The sequence below is a fragment of the Marmoricola sp. OAE513 genome, from assembly GCF_040546585.1.
GTDB lineage: Bacteria > Actinomycetota > Actinomycetes > Propionibacteriales > Nocardioidaceae > Marmoricola.
Genome location: NZ_JBEPOC010000001.1, coordinates 2051923 through 2068849 on the forward strand (window position 1 = coordinate 2051923; position 16927 = coordinate 2068849).

The window sequence follows — 16927 nt, forward strand, 5'->3', positions numbered from 1 at the left end:
ATCTGGTAAGCAAGTGCCATGCCTGAGGCCACCGCGCTCGACGAGATCGACATCGCCCTGCTCTCCGCGCTCGCCGAGCACCCGCGTGCCGGCGACCTCGAGCTCTCCCGGCAGACCAAGGTCGCCCGCGCCACCGTCGCCAGCCGCCTCCGGCGGATGACCGAGGCGGGTGTCATCGCCGACTGGGAGCCGAGCCTCGACGTTGCGGCCGCCGGGTACGAGGTGCAGGCGTACGTGACGCTCGAGATCTCGCAAGGTGCCCTCGACGAGGTGACGCGCGACCTCGCCGACATCCCGCAGGTGCTCGAGGCGTACGTGACCACGGGCTCGTACGACGTGCTCTGCCGGGTCGCTACCCGCTCGCACCCCGAGCTGCAGGCGACCCTGGTCCGGATCGACCAGGCGTCCTCGGTGGTGCGGTCGACCAGCGTGATGGTGCTCTCCGTGCTGATCGCCCCGCGGATGCTGCCGCTGCTGGCGAGCAACGAACCGCTGCCGAGCCGGCGGGCGCCGGCGTACCGACGGTCCTGACTGATCAGATTGCCTAGTTGAGGATCCCCTCGACTGGCACATCTGCGCACGTTGCCCATCCGTGGGTACACACGTTGCCGTGTCCGGGTCCCGATGCTGTGCTCGTCGGACAGGAGGCGCCATGTTCGAGGAAGCTCAGCTCTACTCACCCGTGACCACCGACGAGAACGGTGAGGTCACCGTCCACCTCGTCGAGGGGCACCCCGGGTTGGACGACCCGGAGTACCAGCGCCGACGCAACGCGATCGCGGCCGCAGCGCTGGCGTGGGACCCGGCGGCCTCCACGCCGCGGATCGACTACACCGACATCGAGCACGAGGTGTGGCGCACCGTCTGCGAGCACCTCGAGCCGCTGCACGAGAAGTACGCCTGCACGCCGTTCCGCGACGCCGTCCAGGCGCTCGACCTGCCGCGCGACCGGGTGCCGCAGCTCGACGAGGTGTCGGCCGGCCTGCAGCCGCTGACGGGGTTCCGCTACGTGCCGGCGCCGGGCATCGTGCCGCTCGAGGAGTTCTACGGCTCGCTCGAGGACGGCGTGTTCCACTCGACCCAGTACCTGCGCCACCACGCGGCACCGCTGTACACGCCGGAGCCGGACATCCTGCACGAGGTGATGGGCCACGGGAACCTGCTCGCCGACCCGCAGGTGGCCGAGCTCAACCGGCTCGCGGGGGCGGCTGCCCGACGGGTCAGCACACCCGAGGCGCTCAAGGCCGTCGCCGACGTCTTCTGGTTCACCATCGAGTTCGGGGTGCTCCGGGAGGGCGACGAGCTGCGCGCGTACGGCGCGGGGATCCTGTCGTCGTACGGCGAGATCGAGGAGTTCCGCTCGATGGAGATCCGACCGCTCGACTTCGCCCAGATGGCGACGATCGACTACGACATCACCCACTACCAGCAGGTCCTGTTCGCCGCGGAGTCGTTCGGCCACATGGTCGACGCGGTGGGCGGGTTCTTCGCCGCGGTCGACGACGACACCCCGGCGCGTCTCGCCGCGGCAAAACCCCTCTGAGGGTGCCGCGCGGCGTTGGTAGCGTCTGGCCATGACCGCGACCCAGCCCTCCGCCCGCCCTGATGCCCGGGCCGCCCTCGAGCAGGTGACGGGGCAGCAGGCGTGGGCGGTCATCCGGGTACGCGACAGTGCGACGGTCACGCTGGTCGGCGGCCCGCTGGTGGCGGCTGAGAAGCTCGCGGACGTTCCCGTCGGGGACGGCCCCGCCGAGCCTGGACGTCGGTACGACGCTCTCGTCGCGGTGCCGTTCCGCCAGGTCGCCGAGCGCGGCTTCGAGGTGCACGACGACGGCGCTCCGCTGGCGGTCGTGGCGATCGAGTCCGAGGTCGAGGTGCCGCTGGCCGACCTGCTGGCGGCGCTGCCCGACGAGGACATCGGCTTCGCCGACCGCGGCGGCTTCGAGACCGACGACGAGGCGTACGCCGCCGTCGTCGAGCAGATCATCGCCGACGAGATCGGCAACGGGGAGGGCGCCAACCTCGTGGTCGGTCGGCACTACCGCGCGCAGCTCGAGGACTGGGGCCCGGAAACAGGTGCGGCCAAGGCGTTGACCGTGCTGCGCCGGTTGCTCGAGAACGAGCGCGGCGCCTACTGGACCTACTGCTTCTGGACCGGCGAGCGCTTCCTCATCGGCGCCTCACCGGAGCGGCACGTCAGCGTCCAGGGCGGCGACGTCCGGATGAACCCGATCTCCGGCACCTTCCGGCTCCGCGGCCTGGAGCCCGAGCAGCGCAAGGAGAAGCTGCTGGAGTTCCTCGCTGACGAGAAGGAGATCTACGAGCTCTTCATGGTCGTCGACGAGGAGCTCAAGATGATGTGCGACATCTGCCACGAGGGCGGTCAGGTTCTCGGCCCGTTCCTCAAGCCGATGACGCACCTCGTGCACACGGAGTACCTGCTCGCCGGTCGCACCCACCGCGACGTGCGCGACGTGCTGCGCGACTCGATGTTCGCGGCGACCGTCACCGGTGCCCCGGTCGAGAACGCCTGCAAGCTGATCAAGCAGTACGAGCCCGAGGGCCGCGGCTACTACGCCGGAGCGCTGGCGCTGATCGGCCGCGACGAGAACGGTGCGCAGACGGCCGACTCCCCGATCCTGATCCGCACGGCGGACGTCTCCGCGACCGGCGCGCTCAAGGTCACCGCCGGCGCCACGCTCGTGCGCGACTCCGACCCGCGCTCGGAGGTGGCCGAGACGATGGCCAAGGCCAGCGGCATCCTCTCCGCGTTCGGCCTGGTGCCGGCTGCGGCCGCCGGAGCGCCGGCCGCCATCCAGGACCTGACCACCGACGAGGACGTGCTGATCGCGCTGAACTCCCGCAACCAGCGGCTCTCCAAGTTCTGGCTGACCGACCAGGGCGGTGCTGCGCCGGCCCCGGAGCTGGTCGGCCGCTCGGTCGCGATCCTGCACGGCGAGGACGACTTCGCGAACATGCTGCACCACGTGTTCGCGGTGCTCGGCATGAAGCCGACGATCATCCGGCACGAGGACTTCGTCCCGGGTGCGTTCGACGCCTACGACATGGCGGTGGTCGGCCCTGGACCGGGCGACCCCCGGGACGAGGCGAGCGCCAAGATCGCCACCTTCCGCGGCGCGGTCGACGGACTGCTGGAGAGCGGGAAGCCGTTCCTCGCGGTGTGCCTCGGTCACCAGGTCCTCTGCCACCGCCTCGGAATTCCGTTGGCCTTCAAGGACATCGTCTTCCAGGGCACGCAGTCGACGGTGTCGGTCGGAGGTCGCGACGAGGTCGTCGGTTTCTACAACACCTTCGTCGGTCGGGTGCACGAGGGCGACCCGCTCCCCGAGGGCGTCCGCGTCGAGACGGACCCGGCCACCGGTGATGTCCACCTGGTCGCCGGCCCGCACTTCCGCGGCGTGCAGTTCCACGCCGAGTCGATCCTCACCGAGAACGGCGTCGCCCTGCTGCAGCGTCTCCTCCTCGACGTCGTCGGCACGGGTCAGGTCGGACAGGTTGGTTGAGGTGCAGCCGCGCTAGCGGGTGCCTCGAAACCCGGTGACATGAACGCCAACGTCCTCGTCGTCGACCACCACGACTCCTACACCTGGAACCTGGTGCACCTCATCGCCGGCGTGACCGGCGCTCTCCCCGACGTCGTCGAGCACGACCAACCAGGCGTGCTCGAGCGCGCGGCGGCGTACACCCACGTCGTGCTCTCGCCCGGGCCCGGTCATCCTGCCGACCCGGCCGACTTCGCTCTGGGTCGCGCGATCTTCGAGCTCGGCAACCCCGTTCTGGGCGTGTGCCTCGGCATGCAGGCGCTGGTGACCTCCTTCGGGGGAACCGTCGAGCGCATCGCTCCGGCGCACGGCGAGGTGGCGGTCGTCGAGCACGACGGCGTCGCGGTCTTCGCGGGACTGCCCGCCAGGTTCGAGGCCGTCCGCTACCACTCGCTCGCCGCGACGAGGTTGCCCGACGAGCTGGTCGTCACGGCCCACGCCGGTGGTGTGGTGATGGGCGTGCGGCACCGGACCCTGCCGTTGCACGGAGTCCAGTTCCACCCCGAGTCGGTCCTGTCGCAGCACGGCGCCCGGCTCGTCGCGAACTTCCTGGGTGCACCGTGAGTGCCGCCGACGAGTTCGCCCGGATCGCCGCCGAGCACGAGCGTTGCTTCTGGCTCGACGGCGGCGGGTCGCAGCCGTGGTCCGGCGAGCGCTCGATCATGGGCTGGCTCGAACCCGATGACCTGTCCCTGGTCTACGACGCCGCACGCCGTGAGGTCGTCGAGCACCCGAGCGGCAAGGTCGTGGGCGACGACATCTTCGCCGCCCTGCAGGAGCGGCTCGACGGTGATGCCGGCACGAGCTGGGTCGGCTACTTCGGGTACGCCGCCCGCGCCGACCTGCCCGCCCGAAGCGCCCCGGGTCTGCCCGACGCGATCTGGATGCGCGCACGGACCGTGCGGGTCGAGGAGGGGCGCGTTCCCGCGCCCGCTCCCGGTGACCTGCACGATGCGGAGGACCCGACCCCGCCGACGTACGCCGACGCGTTCGCGGTCGTCCAGGAGCACCTCCACGCCGGCAACTCCTACGAGGTGAACCTGACCTACCGCGTCGAGCAGGCCTCCGACCGGGACCCGGTCGAGGTGTACCGGCGGCTGCGGTCCTCCAACCCCGCTCCGTACGCCGGCGTCCTGCGGCACGGCGACGTCTGGCTGCTGTCGGCCTCTCCTGAACGCTTCGCGACGATCGACCGGCACCGCCGGGTCGAGACCCGCCCGATCAAGGGCACCACCCCGCGCGGCGCCACGCCAGCCGAGGACGCGGCCTTGCGCGAGCGCCTGGCCACCGATGCGAAGTTCAGGGCCGAGAACCTGATGATCACCGACCTGCTGCGCAACGACCTGTCGATGGTCTGCGAGCCGGGAACCGTCCAGGTCCCGCACCTGATGGAGGTCGAGTCCTACCCCAGCGTGCACCAGCTCGTCTCCACCGTGACCGGTCGCCTGCGTGACGACGTCGGAACGGTCGACGCGTTGCGCGCGATGTTCCCCGCCGGCTCGATGACCGGCGCCCCGAAGCTGCGCACCATGGAGATCATCGACGAGGTCGAGACCGCGCCGCGCGGCATCTACGCCGGCGCCTTCGGGTGGATCTCGGGCGACGGCCGTGCTGACCTGGGCGTGGTGATCCGGTCGCTCTACCGAGGTGCCGAAGGCCCGTGGAGGCTCGGCACCGGCGGCGGCATCACCGTGCACTCCGATGTCGACGAGGAGTACGCCGAGACGCTGTGGAAGGCGGCTCGGGTGCGGGCGGCTCTCTAGGGGTCCTCGCGGTACGCGATCAGACCCGGCTCCAGCCCTGCTCGGTACGCCGCACGAGTCCGCACCGCTCGAACTGCACCAGCCAGCCGTGCATCGGCCACGTGCCCCATCGATCGTGGTAGAGCCGGGCGTTGCGGAGGATGTCGTCCAGGTGCTCGACGGGGGGAGCGCTGACGGGGTGGTGCTGGTGGTAGGCGCGGGCCGATCCGACCCAGCCCAGTCCGAGCCCGGCCCTGGTTGCCCGTTGGGCGAAGTCCGTGTCCTCGGCGCCGTAGCCGACGTACGCCTCATCGAAGCCGCCCGACCGGTCGAACGCGTCCGCCGACAGCGCGAAGGACAAGGACCAGAAAAGGCAGGGATCAGCGTTCTCCAGGTACTCCCCGGGTTCGGGTGCGGGGCGTGTCGGGTGGGGGGAGTCGAGCGAACCCAGATCCTGCAACGGGTACCCCTCGGGGCCGGGAGGCGGCAGGTAGGTGACCGGACCGGACCACACCGCGTCGGGACGCGCACGGACGATGTCGGCATAGCCGTTCACCAGGGTAGGACCGGCCAGGCAGTCGACGTCCAGGGCGATCAGGACGTCGCACCCCGCGTCCGTCGCGGCGCGCAGGCCCAGGTTGCGCGCGGCGGCCAGCGGGAGGCCCCGTGGGTCCGTGGCCGTGTCGAGGACGACGACGCTGTGCCTGCACAGCTCCGGGAGGTTTCGGATCTGCGTGTCGGCAACGGCGACCACCACGTGCAGGTCGGGGCGTCGACGGCCGAGGGCGAGCGACCGGATCTGGCGGATCAGGTGGTCGTGCCGACCGTGGGCGAGGGTGACCACTGCTGTCCCCGTCATCGCGTCCCCGTCATCGTGTCCCCGTGCCTCGTCGCCCGCCCGACTCCACGACGTCGGGCTGGAGGGCCGCGGCGAACCGGTGTGCGGCGTGGCCGTCGCACCAGGACGACCACCCGGTGCCGTCCAGGCCGGCAGCGCGTTCCAGGAGCGGGGACCAAACCGACGTCGGGAACGCGTCTTGGACGAGCGCGGGCGCGGAACCCTCGGCAGCGGGCTGGAGTCGGACGAGGCCATCCGGGCGGCGACCTACTCCAAGAGGGAGGAGGACCGCCGCAGCAGGTTGGCACGCGGGCAGGACCGGGACGGGTGACCGGGGCGGGTGCACCCGGGGCGTCCGGTCCCGGGGTGGTGCGCGTTCTCAGGGAGCGCCCACCACCGACAGCAGCTGCAGCTTCTCGTAGGTCTCACTGCCCGGCACCGCCGTGTAGACCAGCAGCAGGTGCGCCTGCTCGGGGTCCTGCAAGGTCTGGCAGCTCAGCTCGAGAACACCCAGCAGCGGGTGCTGGAAACGTTTCACCTCTCTCGGTCGGATGCCGACCTCGTGGAGCTGCCACAGGGCCTCGAACTCGGCGCTCTCCTTCCGCAGGCGGGCGGCGAAGTCGGCTGCCCGGGAGCCGGGTCCCCGCCGGGTGGCGAGCTCGCGCAGGCCGGAGGCGAACATCCGGGAGAGGAACTCCCGCTCCTCGGGGACGTAGAGGTTCCGGGTCTCCGGTTGGGTGAACCAGCGGAAGCCGATGCTGCGGGCCGGCCCGCGGTGCACGGACAGGTCGCCGACGAGGGCGACGCCCATCGGGGTCTGCCGCAGGGTCTCGCCGAGCTCGGTGACGATCTCAGCGGGCGTGTCGCTCAGTCGGTCCAGGATCCGAAGCATCCCAGGGCTCACGTGCTCGCTGTCCGCCCCGCGGCTCGGTGGGTGGTGGCCGGCGAGCCGGAAGAGATGGTCACGCTCGTCCAGGCTCAGGTGCAGCCCCTGCGCGATGGACGCGATCATCTGCTGGGACGGCTGGGGTCCGCGCTCCTGCTCGAGGCGGGAGTAGTAGTCGGTGGACATGTGGCACAGCACCGCCACCTCCTCGCGCCGCAAGCCGCTGGTGCGCCGACGCTGCCCGCGGGGGAGACCCACGTCCTCGGGCTGCAGCGCTTCGCGTCGGCCGCGAAGGAAACCTGCCAGCTCTGCTCGGTCGACCACCGCGCCTCCTTTCGTGAGGACCCCACCCTCGCAGGCCCCGGCGCTGCCATCCAGGGACCGCCGATCCCTGGATCGACCGACCGTGGATCGGCATCTGTTCCTCTGCGCAGACTCGTCGTGCAACCACGAACCGACGGCAAGGAGCCTGACATGAAGATCCCCGAGCTCACCGGCAAGCGCACGGTCATCACCGGAGCCAGCGACGGGATGGGACTCGTGATGGCGACGCACCTCGCCGGCGCGGGTGCCGAGGTGATCCTGCCGGTGCGCAACCGCACCAAGGGCGCCGCCGCCGTCGCTGCCATCCGCCGCGTGCACCCCGACGCGACTGTCTCTCTCCGCGACCTCGACCTCTCCTCGCTCACGTCGGTCGCTGAGCTGGGCAAGACCCTGAACGACGAGGGCGAGCCGATCCACGTGCTGCTCAACAACGCAGGGCTGATGACGCCGCCCGAGCGTCAGACGAGCGTCGACGGGTTCGAGGTGCAGCTCGCGACCAACCACGTCGGCCACTTCGCGCTCGTCGCGCACCTGCTTCCGAGCCTGCGTGCGGGCAACGCGCGCGTCACCTCCCAGCTCAGCGTGGCCGCTGCCCGCGGGGAGATCCGGTGGGACGACCTGTCCTGGAGCCGCGAGTACGACGGCATGAAGGCCTACCGCCAGTCCAAGATCGCGCTGGGCCTGTTCGGCCTCGAGCTGCACCGGCGCAGCCTGGCCGAGGGCTGGGGCATCACCAGCAACATCGCGCACCCGGGTGTTGCGCCGACGAACCTGCTGGCTGCTCGGCCGGAGCTCGGCCGCTCCCGCGACACCGGCGCACGCCGCGTCGTCCGCCTGATGTCGAAGCTCGGGGTGGTGGGGACCGTGGAGTCGGCAGGCATGGCCGCCCTGTACGCCGCCACCTCCCCGGAGGCCGTGGGCGGTCGGTTCTACGGCCCCTCCGGCCTGGGGAACCTCGGCCGGGAAGCCGGCGGAGCAGAAGCTGTACAAGCCGCTCGAGGACCAGGACGCCGCGAAGCGGATGTGGGTGGCCTCGGAGCAGCTGAGCGGTGTCAGCTTCAGCAACTGATCCCCGACGTGCGCGCTGTCCGATGTCCGATTCACCCGATTCGGGCATATGGAGACGTCGTCGCGCTTACGCTCGACGCTCACCGACCATCAGGGTCACAGATGCTCAGGAGGAGCACTTGAAGAACCTCACCACGGCGATCGTCGGATCGGCTGCAGTCCTGGCCGTCCTCGCACCGACCGCCGCCACGGCTTCCAGCACGCACGCCGACGCCGCGAAGGCGAAGAAGAAGCACTTCACCGTCGTCCAGAAGTTCGAGAAGGCCAAGCTCGGCGTGTGCAAGGTCGACAAGGGCGACGCGTGGAAGGTCTACGGACGCCTCGACACCCGCAAGGTCGCGAGCGGCAAGCACATGGGCTCGCTGTTCGTCATCCAGGCCGGTAAGGACATGCCGACCGACACCTGGCGCTCCGCGATGATCGCGAAGGGTAAGTACTCCAAGGTCGGCGCGGTCAAGGTCCCCAAGACCGGCGGCTACTCGCTCCAGGGCGGCGTCGGAGGGATGAACGCCGGCAACGGCGGGCCGATCAAGATCTCCAAGATCCGAAAGTGCTGATCGAGCGCTGAGAAGTACCGGCCGTACGCCCGGACGCGATGTCCGGGCGTACGGCCGATCTGGTTCTCCGATCTGGTTGTCCCCAGGTCAGCCGACCTTTCGGATGGTCCCGTCGGTCAGGTGCACGGTGTACGTCCAGGTCTCGGCGGGGTTCTCCGAGCTCTGCTCCTCCGACGGCCACCACGCGGCGTACCGGCCGTCGGTCACCGAGGCCTCGATCTCGAGTCCCGACGACGTGTGCACCGTGACGCCGGTGACGTCCGCGCCGACGTAGCCCTCGACCGAGACGAACCAGCCCTCGTCGGTGCTTCCCTGGATGCTGCCGGTCTCCTCGATCCCGTCCGCCTCGACGGACGGGGGCGCCGGCCTGTCGGTGTCGTGGCTGCCGAAGAACTGGCTGCGATCAGCCGGATCCTTGCCGATGAGGTCCTGCGGCATCAGGCACACCGTCTCGGTGGTCGCACCGTTGAGGACGACGTAGGTCCACCCACCGCGTCGCTCGGCCACGGCGACACGTTCTCCGCGGTTCGGCAGGTCCTGGACCGACCGGCAGGTGGCGGCGGCTTCGGCCGCCTCGGAGGCGTCGAGCGTCGTGGGTGTCTTCGTCCAGGAACCGTAGGCGGTACCTCCGCTGAGGAGCACTGGGGCGGCGATCCCGGCAGCGCCGGCGAGCGCTCCTGCTACGAGCAGGTGGGCACGGCGCCGTCGAGGACGAGCCGGTTCGGACGCGACCGGCTGGTCGTGCGGCGTCGCCACGATCCGGGTGAAGGTCTCCTCGGCCCTCAGGCGCTCCTCGCTGGAGAGCTGGGCCGTGGCCGCGGGGTCGAGACTGCGCAGCGCTGCGGTAACCGCTTCGGTGTCGTGCTTGCTCATGGAAGGGTCCTCTCGGAGGCGGGATTGCCGGGGGCGGAAGAGCTGGAGGTGGTCGTCCCGACGTGCCGTCGCAGAGCGCGGCGGGCGCGGGAGAGTCGGATCCGGAAAGCCGTGGCCGAGATGCCGAGCACGGCCCCCGCTTCGGGCGCGCTGAGTCCGTCCAGGGCGGAGAGCGCGATCGCTTCCTGCTCCTTCGCGCTCAGCGCGGGCCAGGCCGCGGCGATGTCGCTCCGGAACGCGACCAGGTCCGGGTGGTCGCCGTGGGCGTCGTCGTACCGGAGCTCGGCGAGGCGTACCGCGACGGCATCGTGCCTGTCCTCACGACGCCGCGTGTTCTGGAGCGTCTTGCGGGCGACGCCGAAGAGCCAGGCACGGGCGTCCGAGATCTGGTCGGGCACGTCGTCCAGCCGACGCCACGCGACGAGCATGACGTCACCGACGACATCTTCCGCGTGCGTCGGGTGCACCCGTCTGCGCACGAAGCGGAGGAGGTCGGCGTACGACGCGCCGTACAGCGCCCGGAAGCGCTGCTCGCGCTCCGACGGGGACAAGGTCATCGAGTTCATACCCTCTCCATGTCGGGACCACGCGAAGTGTTTCACCCGAGCTTTCCCGTCCCCTACGGCGACGTACGCGAGCCCGCGCATGGTTCTCACCGCCGAGGGTAAGAAGCCGTCGCCGGCGTTCAGAACCAGCGTCGCTCCTCCTCCTCACCGGAGTGCAGATGACCCGCGACAGCGACGCCGACGACCTGACCACGACACGGAGCGACGCGCCCGCGCCGTCCACTCGGCAGATGCCTCCCGACTACTACCTCGGCTGAAGGTCAGCTCTCGGCGACGGAGCGTCCTGAGCGCAGCCGCGCCACGGCGTACGCCGGTTCCCGCAGCGAGCGCACCCAGCCGTACTGCGCGAGTCCCTGAGGCACGTGCAGGACCGGGTCGAAGGTGATCGTGTCCCCCGACGTGAGCACGTCGCCGACCTCGAGGCGGGCGAACGCGTGCCACGGACCGTTCGACCTGGCCCAGGTCAACGTGAAGTCCTCGCCCTGCGGTTCGGCTCCGAGGTACAGCGGTCCGGTCGGAGCCCGGTAGGGCAGCAACGTCGTGAGCGTGTGCGCCGACGCCCGCCGGGTCGGAAGCAGCACGTGCCGGGTCACCGTGCCGGTGCCTGTCCCGGCGAGCAGGACGTCTGCACGCGCGGCTCCGTTCCCGGTGGCCAGGGCCAGGCCGTGGATGTCGGGCCAGCCCTGCGGAAGGCCGACGCCGCCCGAGAGGCGCACCACAGCCTCATCCTCCCCGACCTCGTCGATCCAGGCGACGCCCGAAGGCGTCCCGCCCCGGGGGGAGCCACGTCGGACGAGCCGAGCCGCGTGCAGTTGCCCATGCGGATGGAACGGTTTGATCCTGCCGGTGGCGGCGCCGAGGACGGCCACCGCACCTGACAGGACGCTGCCGCCGGCGGCAGCCAGGCCGTCACGGGCTCGGTTCACGCTGGTCACCCTGATCGCCTCCCTGGGCGCGGTAGAACCCCGGCTTGGTCCGACCTCGACCGGGCCTCAGGTACCCGGCCCGGCGACCGGCAATCATGGCCTACGCTGACGGCGTGCACCGGATCTTCTCCACGAGCGTCGCCTCGGTCTACCCGCACTACGTGGCCAAGGTCGAGAAGAAGGGCCGCACGAAGGCTGAGCTCGACCAGGTGATCACCTGGCTCACCGGCTTCGACCAGGAGGCGCTCGATCAGCACCTCGACGCAGGGACCACCTTCGAGGAGTTCTTCGACGCCGCGACGCTCAACCCGAACGTCGCGCTGATCGCCGGCACCGTCTGCGGGATCCGCGTCGAGGACGTCGAGGACCCGTTGATGCAGAAGATCCGGTACCTCGACAAGCTCGTCGACGAGCTCGCGAAGGGCAAGGCGATGGAGAAGGTGCTGCGCGCCTAGAACGCACGGCGCCTGGAACGCCGAACGCCGGCCGTCCCGCCAGGACGCCCCCAGGGGGTGGGAGAGGCGTCCTGACATGACGACCGGCGTGAGGTCGAACGTCCAGAAACGAACGACCGGGTCAGCTCTGCGCCGAGTCGGCGTCGGAGCCAAGCGTGGCGGTGATCTTCTGGGTCTTGCCGCCCCGCAGGACCGTCAGCTCGACGGCCTCGCCGGGTCGGTGCCCACGGATGGTGGCGATCAGCGACTCGGAGCCGTCGATCAGGTCGCTGTTGACCTTGGTGATCACGTCACCTGCCTTGAGGCCGGCCTTGTCGGCGGCGCCGTCCTTCTCGATGCTGCGGACCAGCGCGCCCTGGGCCAGCGTCGAGGACTCGACGTCGGAGACGGTGATCGCGAGCCGCGCGTGGGTCGGGTCCTCGCCCTTGATGATCTGGTTGACGACCGGCAGCACCTCGTCGATCGGGATCGAGAAGCCGAGACCGATCGAACCGCCCGAGCTCGACCCCGTCGAGTCGCCGGTGCGGATCGAGGAGTTGATGCCGACGACCTGGCCGCTCATGTCGACCAGCGGACCACCCGAGTTACCGGGGTTGATCGCCGCGTCGGTCTGGATCGCGGGGTAGGTGGTGCTGTCCGCGCCGGACGACTGCTGCTGTTCCTGTCCGAAGCCGAACGGGTTGCTCGGCGTCTGCTGCTCCTCGGTCTGCACCGACACGGGCCGGTTGAGCGCCGAGACGATGCCGGTGGTCACCGTGGCGTTCAACCCGTACGGCGACCCGACGGCCACGACCGCCTGGCCGACCTGCAGCGCGCTGGACTTCCCGATCTTGGCCGGAGTGAGGTCGGAGACGCCCTCGGCCTTGATGACCGCCATGTCGGTGACGGGGTCGGTGCCGAGAACCTTGGCCTTGACGGTCTTGCCGTCGTTGAAGTTCACGGTGATCGAGCCGCCGTCACCGGCGAGCGAGACCACGTGGTTGTTGGTGAGGATGGTGCCGTCCTCGTCCAGGACGACCCCTGAGCCGGATCCCGATCCGGACCGCGCGGTGACGTTGATCTTGACCACCGACGGGAGCACCGAGGCGGCCACCTTCTCCACCGAGCCGGCCGGGAGGTTGGCCGCGTTCGTGGCCTTGACCGGGTCGGACGCCGAGGCGCCGACGTTGACCACCGGGTCGTCGCCCTGCCACGCGTTGTACCAGGCGGAGCCACCGACCCCGGCCGCTCCGCCGATCAGCAGAGCACCCGCCAGGACCGACGCCGCGATGCCTCCGGTACGACGTGCGGGTGCGGTCGCAGTCGCGGTGGAGACGGGCTGTTGGTACGGCGGCAGCGGCTGGGTGAACTTGTCGAACAGGTTCGACGTGGTCTCAGCCGGGGGCGGTGGCGAGACGGACCAACCCGATCCGTCGGCGTTCCCAGCCGGGGAGTGGTTCTCGCTGCCTTCGGGGGTGTTCTGATCCGTCATGCCTCGATCGTGCCCAGCGATCCTGAGAGCACGCTTTGAGGTCCCTACGACCCGACCAAGACTTCCCGGTCGTTGTCAGTGGGGGGCACCGAGCTGCCCGGGACGCTGAACCAGAACCCGGCTCCGCCGCCCGGCCCGGTGCCAGCGCGGACGATGCCGCCGTGCCGTTCGGCCACCGACCGGACGATCGACAGACCCAGTCCCGAGCCGGGCATCGAGCGCGACTCGGTCGAGCGGTAGAAGCGTTCGAAGACGTGCGGCAGGTCCTGCAGAGCGATGCCGGGGCCCTCGTCGCCGACCATGAGGGTGCCCTCGTGCAGCGTGACCGTGACGGTCCCGCCGGCGGGGCTCCACTTCGCCGCGTTGTCGAGCAGGTTGGTGACCGCACGCTCCAGCGCGTCGGCGTCGCCGGTCACCCACCAGGGCGCCATCCGGACGTTGAATTCGATGTCGGCGCGGCGGCGTACCCGGGTGATCGCCTGCTGGACCACCGCGGTGAGCTCGACCGGTTCGACCGTCGGGGTGACCGGTTCCTCGCGGGCGAGCTCGACGAGGTCGCCGATGAGCGTGGTCATCTCGTTGATCTGGCCACGCACGTCGTCGAGCAGCTCGGCCCGGCTCTCCGCCGACAGTCCTGCCTGCGCGTCAGCCTGCACCAGCAGGTCGAGGTTGGTCCGCAGCGACGTCAGCGGCGTCCGCAGCTCGTGACCGGCGTCGGCGACCAGCTGTCGTTGCCGGTGCTGCGAAGCCGCGAGCGCGCGCAGCATCTCGTTGAAGGCAGACGCCAACCGGGCGACCTCGTCGCTGCCCTCGATCGGGATCGGCTCGAGACGCTGGGTGCGCGCGATCGCCTCGACGGAGGCGGTCAGGCGTCGTACGGGCCGCAGACCGTTGCGGGCCACCGCCCAGCCGGCGAGGCCGGCGATGATCATGCCGGCGATGCCGAAGAGCAGCATCACCAGACCCAGCCGGTCGAGCATCCGGTCGGTCGACTCCAACGACTGCGCCAGCACGAGGGCCTGGTCCTCGCCGGCGTTCACCGCGACCACCCGCCAGCGCTCGCCCGCGGCGTACACGGTTCGCGCGGAGTCCTCCTCCAGGCCGCGGGCGACGCGGATCTCGGTGCGGCCCAGGCCGAAGGTGTCGCTGGTGTCCGCGCTCTGCAGGAACGCCGGGTTGGTGCTCGCGTTGATGAAGATGATCTTCACGTCGGCGGCGCCGAGCGCCCAGGACGGGATCCGCTGCTCGGCGAGCACGTCGAGGGTGTCGCGCGAAGCCGCCTGGTTGGCCCGTGAGCGCAGCGACTCGTCGAGCGAATTGATCGTCTGCGTGCGCACGGTCGCGTACGCCGCGAACGCCACCACGCTGACCGCGAAGCCCACGGCGACCGTGGTCAGCAACGTGACCCTGCTGGCCAGCGAGCGCCGGTAGTGCAGGCCGGTCCAGGCGCTGCCCGTGGTCTTGTCGCCGTTGCTCACGCGGCGTCCGTTCCTGGGCTCACGTCGGTTCTTCACGCAGGACGTAGCCGACCCCGCGCACCGTGTGCAGGAGACGCGGCTCGTTCTCCGCCTCGGTCTTGCGGCGCAGGTAGCCGATGTAGACCTCGAGGCTGTTCGCGGTGGTCGGGAAGTCGAAACCCCAGACCTCCTCGAGGATGAAGGAGCGCTCGAGGACGCGGCGCGGTCGGCGCAGGAACAGCTCGAGCAGGGTGAACTCGGTCCGGGTCAGGGTCATCGAGCGTCCGCCGCGGACGACCTCGCGCGAGGCCAGGTCCATCGTCAGGTCCGCGAACTCGAGGCGCTCGTCGGGCTCGGTGGTCTCGGTGGAGACGCGTCGGAGCAGCGCCCGCAGGCGCGCGAGCAGCTCGTCGAGCGCGAACGGCTTGGTCAGGTAGTCGTCAGCTCCGGCGTCCAAGCCCTCGACCCGGTCGCCGACGGCGTCGCGGGCGGTGAGCACGAGGATCGGGACGTGGTTGCCGACCGAGCGCAGGGCTTTGGTGGTCTCGATGCCGTCGAGCCGCGGCATCATCACGTCCATCACGACGGCGTCCGGGTTGATGCTGCTGATGCCGGCGAGCGCTTCGGCACCGTCGGCTGCCATCGAGACGGTGTAGCCGTTGAACTCCAACGAGCGTCGCAGGGACTCCCGGACCGCGCGGTCGTCGTCGACGACGAGGACGTGCGGCTTCGCGTCAGTACTCACGGCTCAAGAGTGCCACTAGCCGCTGAGAGTGCGCTGAGACTCGGGGTCGACGGCTCAGAGGAGCTTGCGCGCGGCGTCGCCGGCCAGCCCGCCGTACCGGCCGCCGAACAGGGCCGCGTGGACGAGCAGCGGGAACAGCTGGTGCAGCGGTTGCCGCTCCTGCCAGCCGTCGGCCAGCGGGTTCGCCTCCTCGTACGCCGCCAGCACGCGCGCCTGCTGGGGCATCCCGAAGAGCGCGAGCATGGCGAGGTCGGTCTCGCGGTGACCGCCGTACGCGCACGGGTCGATGAGCACCGCGTGCCGCTCGACGTTCCAGACGAGGTTGCCGGACCAGAGGTCGCCGTGGAGGCGCACCGGCTCCTCGCTCGGGCCGGCGAGGTCGACGATCCGGCGGACGACGCCGTCGACGGCTTTCGCGTCCTCCGGAGAGATCTGGCCGCGGTCGGTGCACAGCCGCAGGTACGGCAGGATCCGGCGGACGGCGAAGAACTCCGGCCACGTCGGGGCCGGCTTGTTGGGCAGCGGCAGCACGCCGATGAAGCCGTCGGCCTCGGCGCCGAACTCTGCGACCACTGAGGAGTGCAGGGCGGCGAGCGCACGTCCGAACTCGGTCGCCGCCTCCGGGGACGGCCTGGTCGGCTCGATCCAGCCGAGGATCAGGCAGTCCTCCTGGACGCCGAGCACCTCAGCAACCGGAGCGGCCCCGGCCTCGGCCAGCCACTCCAGGCTGCGGGCCTCGGACTCGAAGAAGCCGACGGGTGCGTGCGCCCGGGTCTTCATCAGGGCCGAGCGGCCGTCGCTCAGGCGGAGGCGTGTCGACGTACAGGTGTCGCCGCCGGCGACCGGGGAGGTGGACACGACCGCGGCTCCGAGCAGCTGCTCGGCGCGCTCTGCGACCGTCCTCATCCGGGTCATACGGTCATCCTTGCCCTCGGCTGGTGACGTGACCAGCCCTGGGGCGGGGATTGACTCAGTCGCCCAGGCGGGCTTCGAGCTCGGCGACCAGTGCGTCGGAGGTCCGCTCCACCGTCGCGAGGACCTCGCGGAAGCCCTGGGTACCGCCGTACCAGGGATCCGGCACGTCGGGCACCGCGCCGCCCGGAACGACCTCGGGATCCCACTCGCGGAACAGGTGCACCCGGTCGTGGAGCCCGGTCGGCAGCTGGTCGAGGACGTCCGCCTCGTTGCTGGAGTCCATCACCAGGATCAGGTCGTGGTCGAACCACGACGGCCCGAACTGCCGCGCCCGGTGCCGGCTCGCGTCGTACCCGGCATCGGTGAGCACGGCGGCGGTCCGGGAATCCATCGGTTCGCCGACGTGCCAGCCACCGGTGCCGCAGCTCTCGACGGTGACCCGGTCGTCGAGCCCGGCCTCGGCGAGGCGAGCGTTCAGGACGACGTCGGCGGTGGGGGAGCGGCAGATGTTGCCGAGGCAGACGACGGCGATCTTCAACGG

18 protein-coding genes are annotated in these 16927 nt (G+C 70.6%); 8 read left to right on the forward strand and 10 right to left on the reverse strand.

All coding sequences use genetic code 11. The features are described from left to right. Positions 1 to 18: 18 nt before the first annotated feature. The 5 genes from ABIE44_RS10365 (at position 19) to pabB (ending at position 5326) form a co-directional block, all read left to right on the forward strand. On the forward strand, positions 19 to 531 hold the full coding sequence (locus ABIE44_RS10365; RefSeq protein WP_209718502.1) for an Lrp/AsnC family transcriptional regulator: 513 nt from the start codon (positions 19 to 21) through the stop codon (positions 529 to 531). Between the two features lie 121 nt (positions 532 to 652). Beyond that, on the forward strand, positions 653 to 1543 hold the full coding sequence (locus ABIE44_RS10370; RefSeq protein ID WP_209718499.1) for a phenylalanine 4-monooxygenase: 891 nt from the start codon (positions 653 to 655) through the stop codon (positions 1541 to 1543). 31 nt (positions 1544 to 1574) lie between these two features. Next, positions 1575 to 3524 carry an anthranilate synthase family protein gene (locus ABIE44_RS10375; RefSeq protein ID WP_209718496.1) on the forward strand — a complete coding sequence of 650 codons (1950 nt, stop codon included), beginning with the start codon at positions 1575 to 1577 and terminating at the stop codon, positions 3522 to 3524. Between the two features lie 39 nt (positions 3525 to 3563). Then, entirely contained in the window at positions 3564 to 4127 is a 564-nt protein-coding gene (locus ABIE44_RS10380) for an anthranilate synthase component II (protein ID WP_209718493.1), read from the forward strand. Further along, a complete protein-coding gene (pabB, locus tag ABIE44_RS10385; RefSeq protein WP_209718490.1) occupies positions 4124 to 5326 on the forward strand; it encodes an aminodeoxychorismate synthase component I in 1203 nt (400 codons plus the stop codon). The genes ABIE44_RS10380 and pabB overlap by 4 nt, the downstream gene beginning before the upstream one ends. A 19-nt stretch (positions 5327 to 5345) precedes the next feature. Here pabB and ABIE44_RS10390 read toward each other — a convergent pair whose 3' ends face one another. Both ABIE44_RS10390 and ABIE44_RS10395 read right to left on the reverse strand, forming a co-directional pair. After that, positions 5346 to 6164, reverse strand: a complete 819-nt coding sequence (locus tag ABIE44_RS10390; RefSeq protein WP_209718487.1) for a glycosyltransferase family 2 protein — start codon at positions 6162 to 6164, stop codon at positions 5346 to 5348. 358 nt (positions 6165 to 6522) lie between these two features. Further along, positions 6523 to 7353, reverse strand: coding sequence for a helix-turn-helix transcriptional regulator (locus tag ABIE44_RS10395; RefSeq protein WP_209718485.1), 831 nt, complete (start codon positions 7351 to 7353; stop codon positions 6523 to 6525). Between the two features lie 150 nt (positions 7354 to 7503). Here ABIE44_RS10395 and ABIE44_RS10400 point away from each other — a divergent pair, with 150 nt between their 5' ends. Continuing rightward, the gene (locus tag ABIE44_RS10400) at positions 7504 to 8544 is read left to right on the forward strand and encodes an SDR family oxidoreductase (RefSeq protein WP_354437986.1); all 1041 of its coding nucleotides are present in this window, start codon (positions 7504 to 7506) and stop codon (positions 8542 to 8544) included. Further along, on the forward strand, positions 8541 to 8978 hold the full coding sequence (locus ABIE44_RS10405; RefSeq protein WP_209718477.1) for a hypothetical protein: 438 nt from the start codon (positions 8541 to 8543) through the stop codon (positions 8976 to 8978). The genes ABIE44_RS10400 and ABIE44_RS10405 overlap by 4 nt, the downstream gene beginning before the upstream one ends. 87 nt (positions 8979 to 9065) lie before the next feature. Here ABIE44_RS10405 and ABIE44_RS10410 read toward each other — a convergent pair whose 3' ends face one another. From ABIE44_RS10410 to ABIE44_RS10420, 3 genes are all read right to left on the reverse strand, one after another. Beyond that, positions 9066 to 9851, reverse strand: a complete 786-nt coding sequence (locus tag ABIE44_RS10410; protein ID WP_209718474.1) for a hypothetical protein — start codon at positions 9849 to 9851, stop codon at positions 9066 to 9068. Further along, positions 9848 to 10417 carry an RNA polymerase sigma factor gene (locus tag ABIE44_RS10415; RefSeq protein ID WP_209718471.1) on the reverse strand — a complete coding sequence of 190 codons (570 nt, stop codon included), beginning with the start codon at positions 10415 to 10417 and terminating at the stop codon, positions 9848 to 9850. The genes ABIE44_RS10410 and ABIE44_RS10415 overlap by 4 nt, the downstream gene beginning before the upstream one ends. 260 nt (positions 10418 to 10677) lie before the next feature. Continuing rightward, the gene (locus ABIE44_RS10420) at positions 10678 to 11343 is read right to left on the reverse strand and encodes a hypothetical protein (RefSeq protein WP_209718468.1); all 666 of its coding nucleotides are present in this window, start codon (positions 11341 to 11343) and stop codon (positions 10678 to 10680) included. A 95-nt stretch (positions 11344 to 11438) separates the two neighbouring features. On the opposite strand from ABIE44_RS10420, the gene ABIE44_RS10425 reads away from it, so the two are divergent. Then, positions 11439 to 11798, forward strand: coding sequence for a DUF2200 domain-containing protein (locus ABIE44_RS10425; RefSeq protein WP_209718465.1), 360 nt, complete (start codon positions 11439 to 11441; stop codon positions 11796 to 11798). A 121-nt stretch (positions 11799 to 11919) separates the two neighbouring features. Here ABIE44_RS10425 and ABIE44_RS10430 read toward each other — a convergent pair whose 3' ends face one another. From ABIE44_RS10430 to ABIE44_RS10450, 5 genes are read right to left on the reverse strand one after another with little or no spacing between them, the layout of a single operon-like run. After that, positions 11920 to 13269, reverse strand: coding sequence for a S1C family serine protease (locus tag ABIE44_RS10430; RefSeq protein ID WP_209718462.1), 1350 nt, complete (start codon positions 13267 to 13269; stop codon positions 11920 to 11922). A gap of 44 nt (positions 13270 to 13313) precedes the next feature. Further along, on the reverse strand, positions 13314 to 14747 hold the full coding sequence (locus ABIE44_RS10435) for a sensor histidine kinase (RefSeq protein ID WP_354437987.1): 1434 nt from the start codon (positions 14745 to 14747) through the stop codon (positions 13314 to 13316). A 19-nt stretch (positions 14748 to 14766) separates the two neighbouring features. Continuing rightward, the gene (locus tag ABIE44_RS10440; protein ID WP_209718460.1) at positions 14767 to 15471 is read right to left on the reverse strand and encodes a response regulator transcription factor; all 705 of its coding nucleotides are present in this window, start codon (positions 15469 to 15471) and stop codon (positions 14767 to 14769) included. 54 nt (positions 15472 to 15525) lie between these two features. Continuing rightward, positions 15526 to 16386: a fructosamine kinase family protein gene (locus tag ABIE44_RS10445; protein WP_209718456.1), complete on the reverse strand. Its 861-nt coding sequence runs from the start codon at positions 16384 to 16386 to the stop codon at positions 15526 to 15528. Between the two features lie 55 nt (positions 16387 to 16441). Continuing rightward, the gene (locus ABIE44_RS10450; protein ID WP_209718453.1) at positions 16442 to 16924 is read right to left on the reverse strand and encodes a low molecular weight protein-tyrosine-phosphatase; all 483 of its coding nucleotides are present in this window, start codon (positions 16922 to 16924) and stop codon (positions 16442 to 16444) included. Between the last annotated feature and the right edge of the window lie 3 nt (positions 16925 to 16927).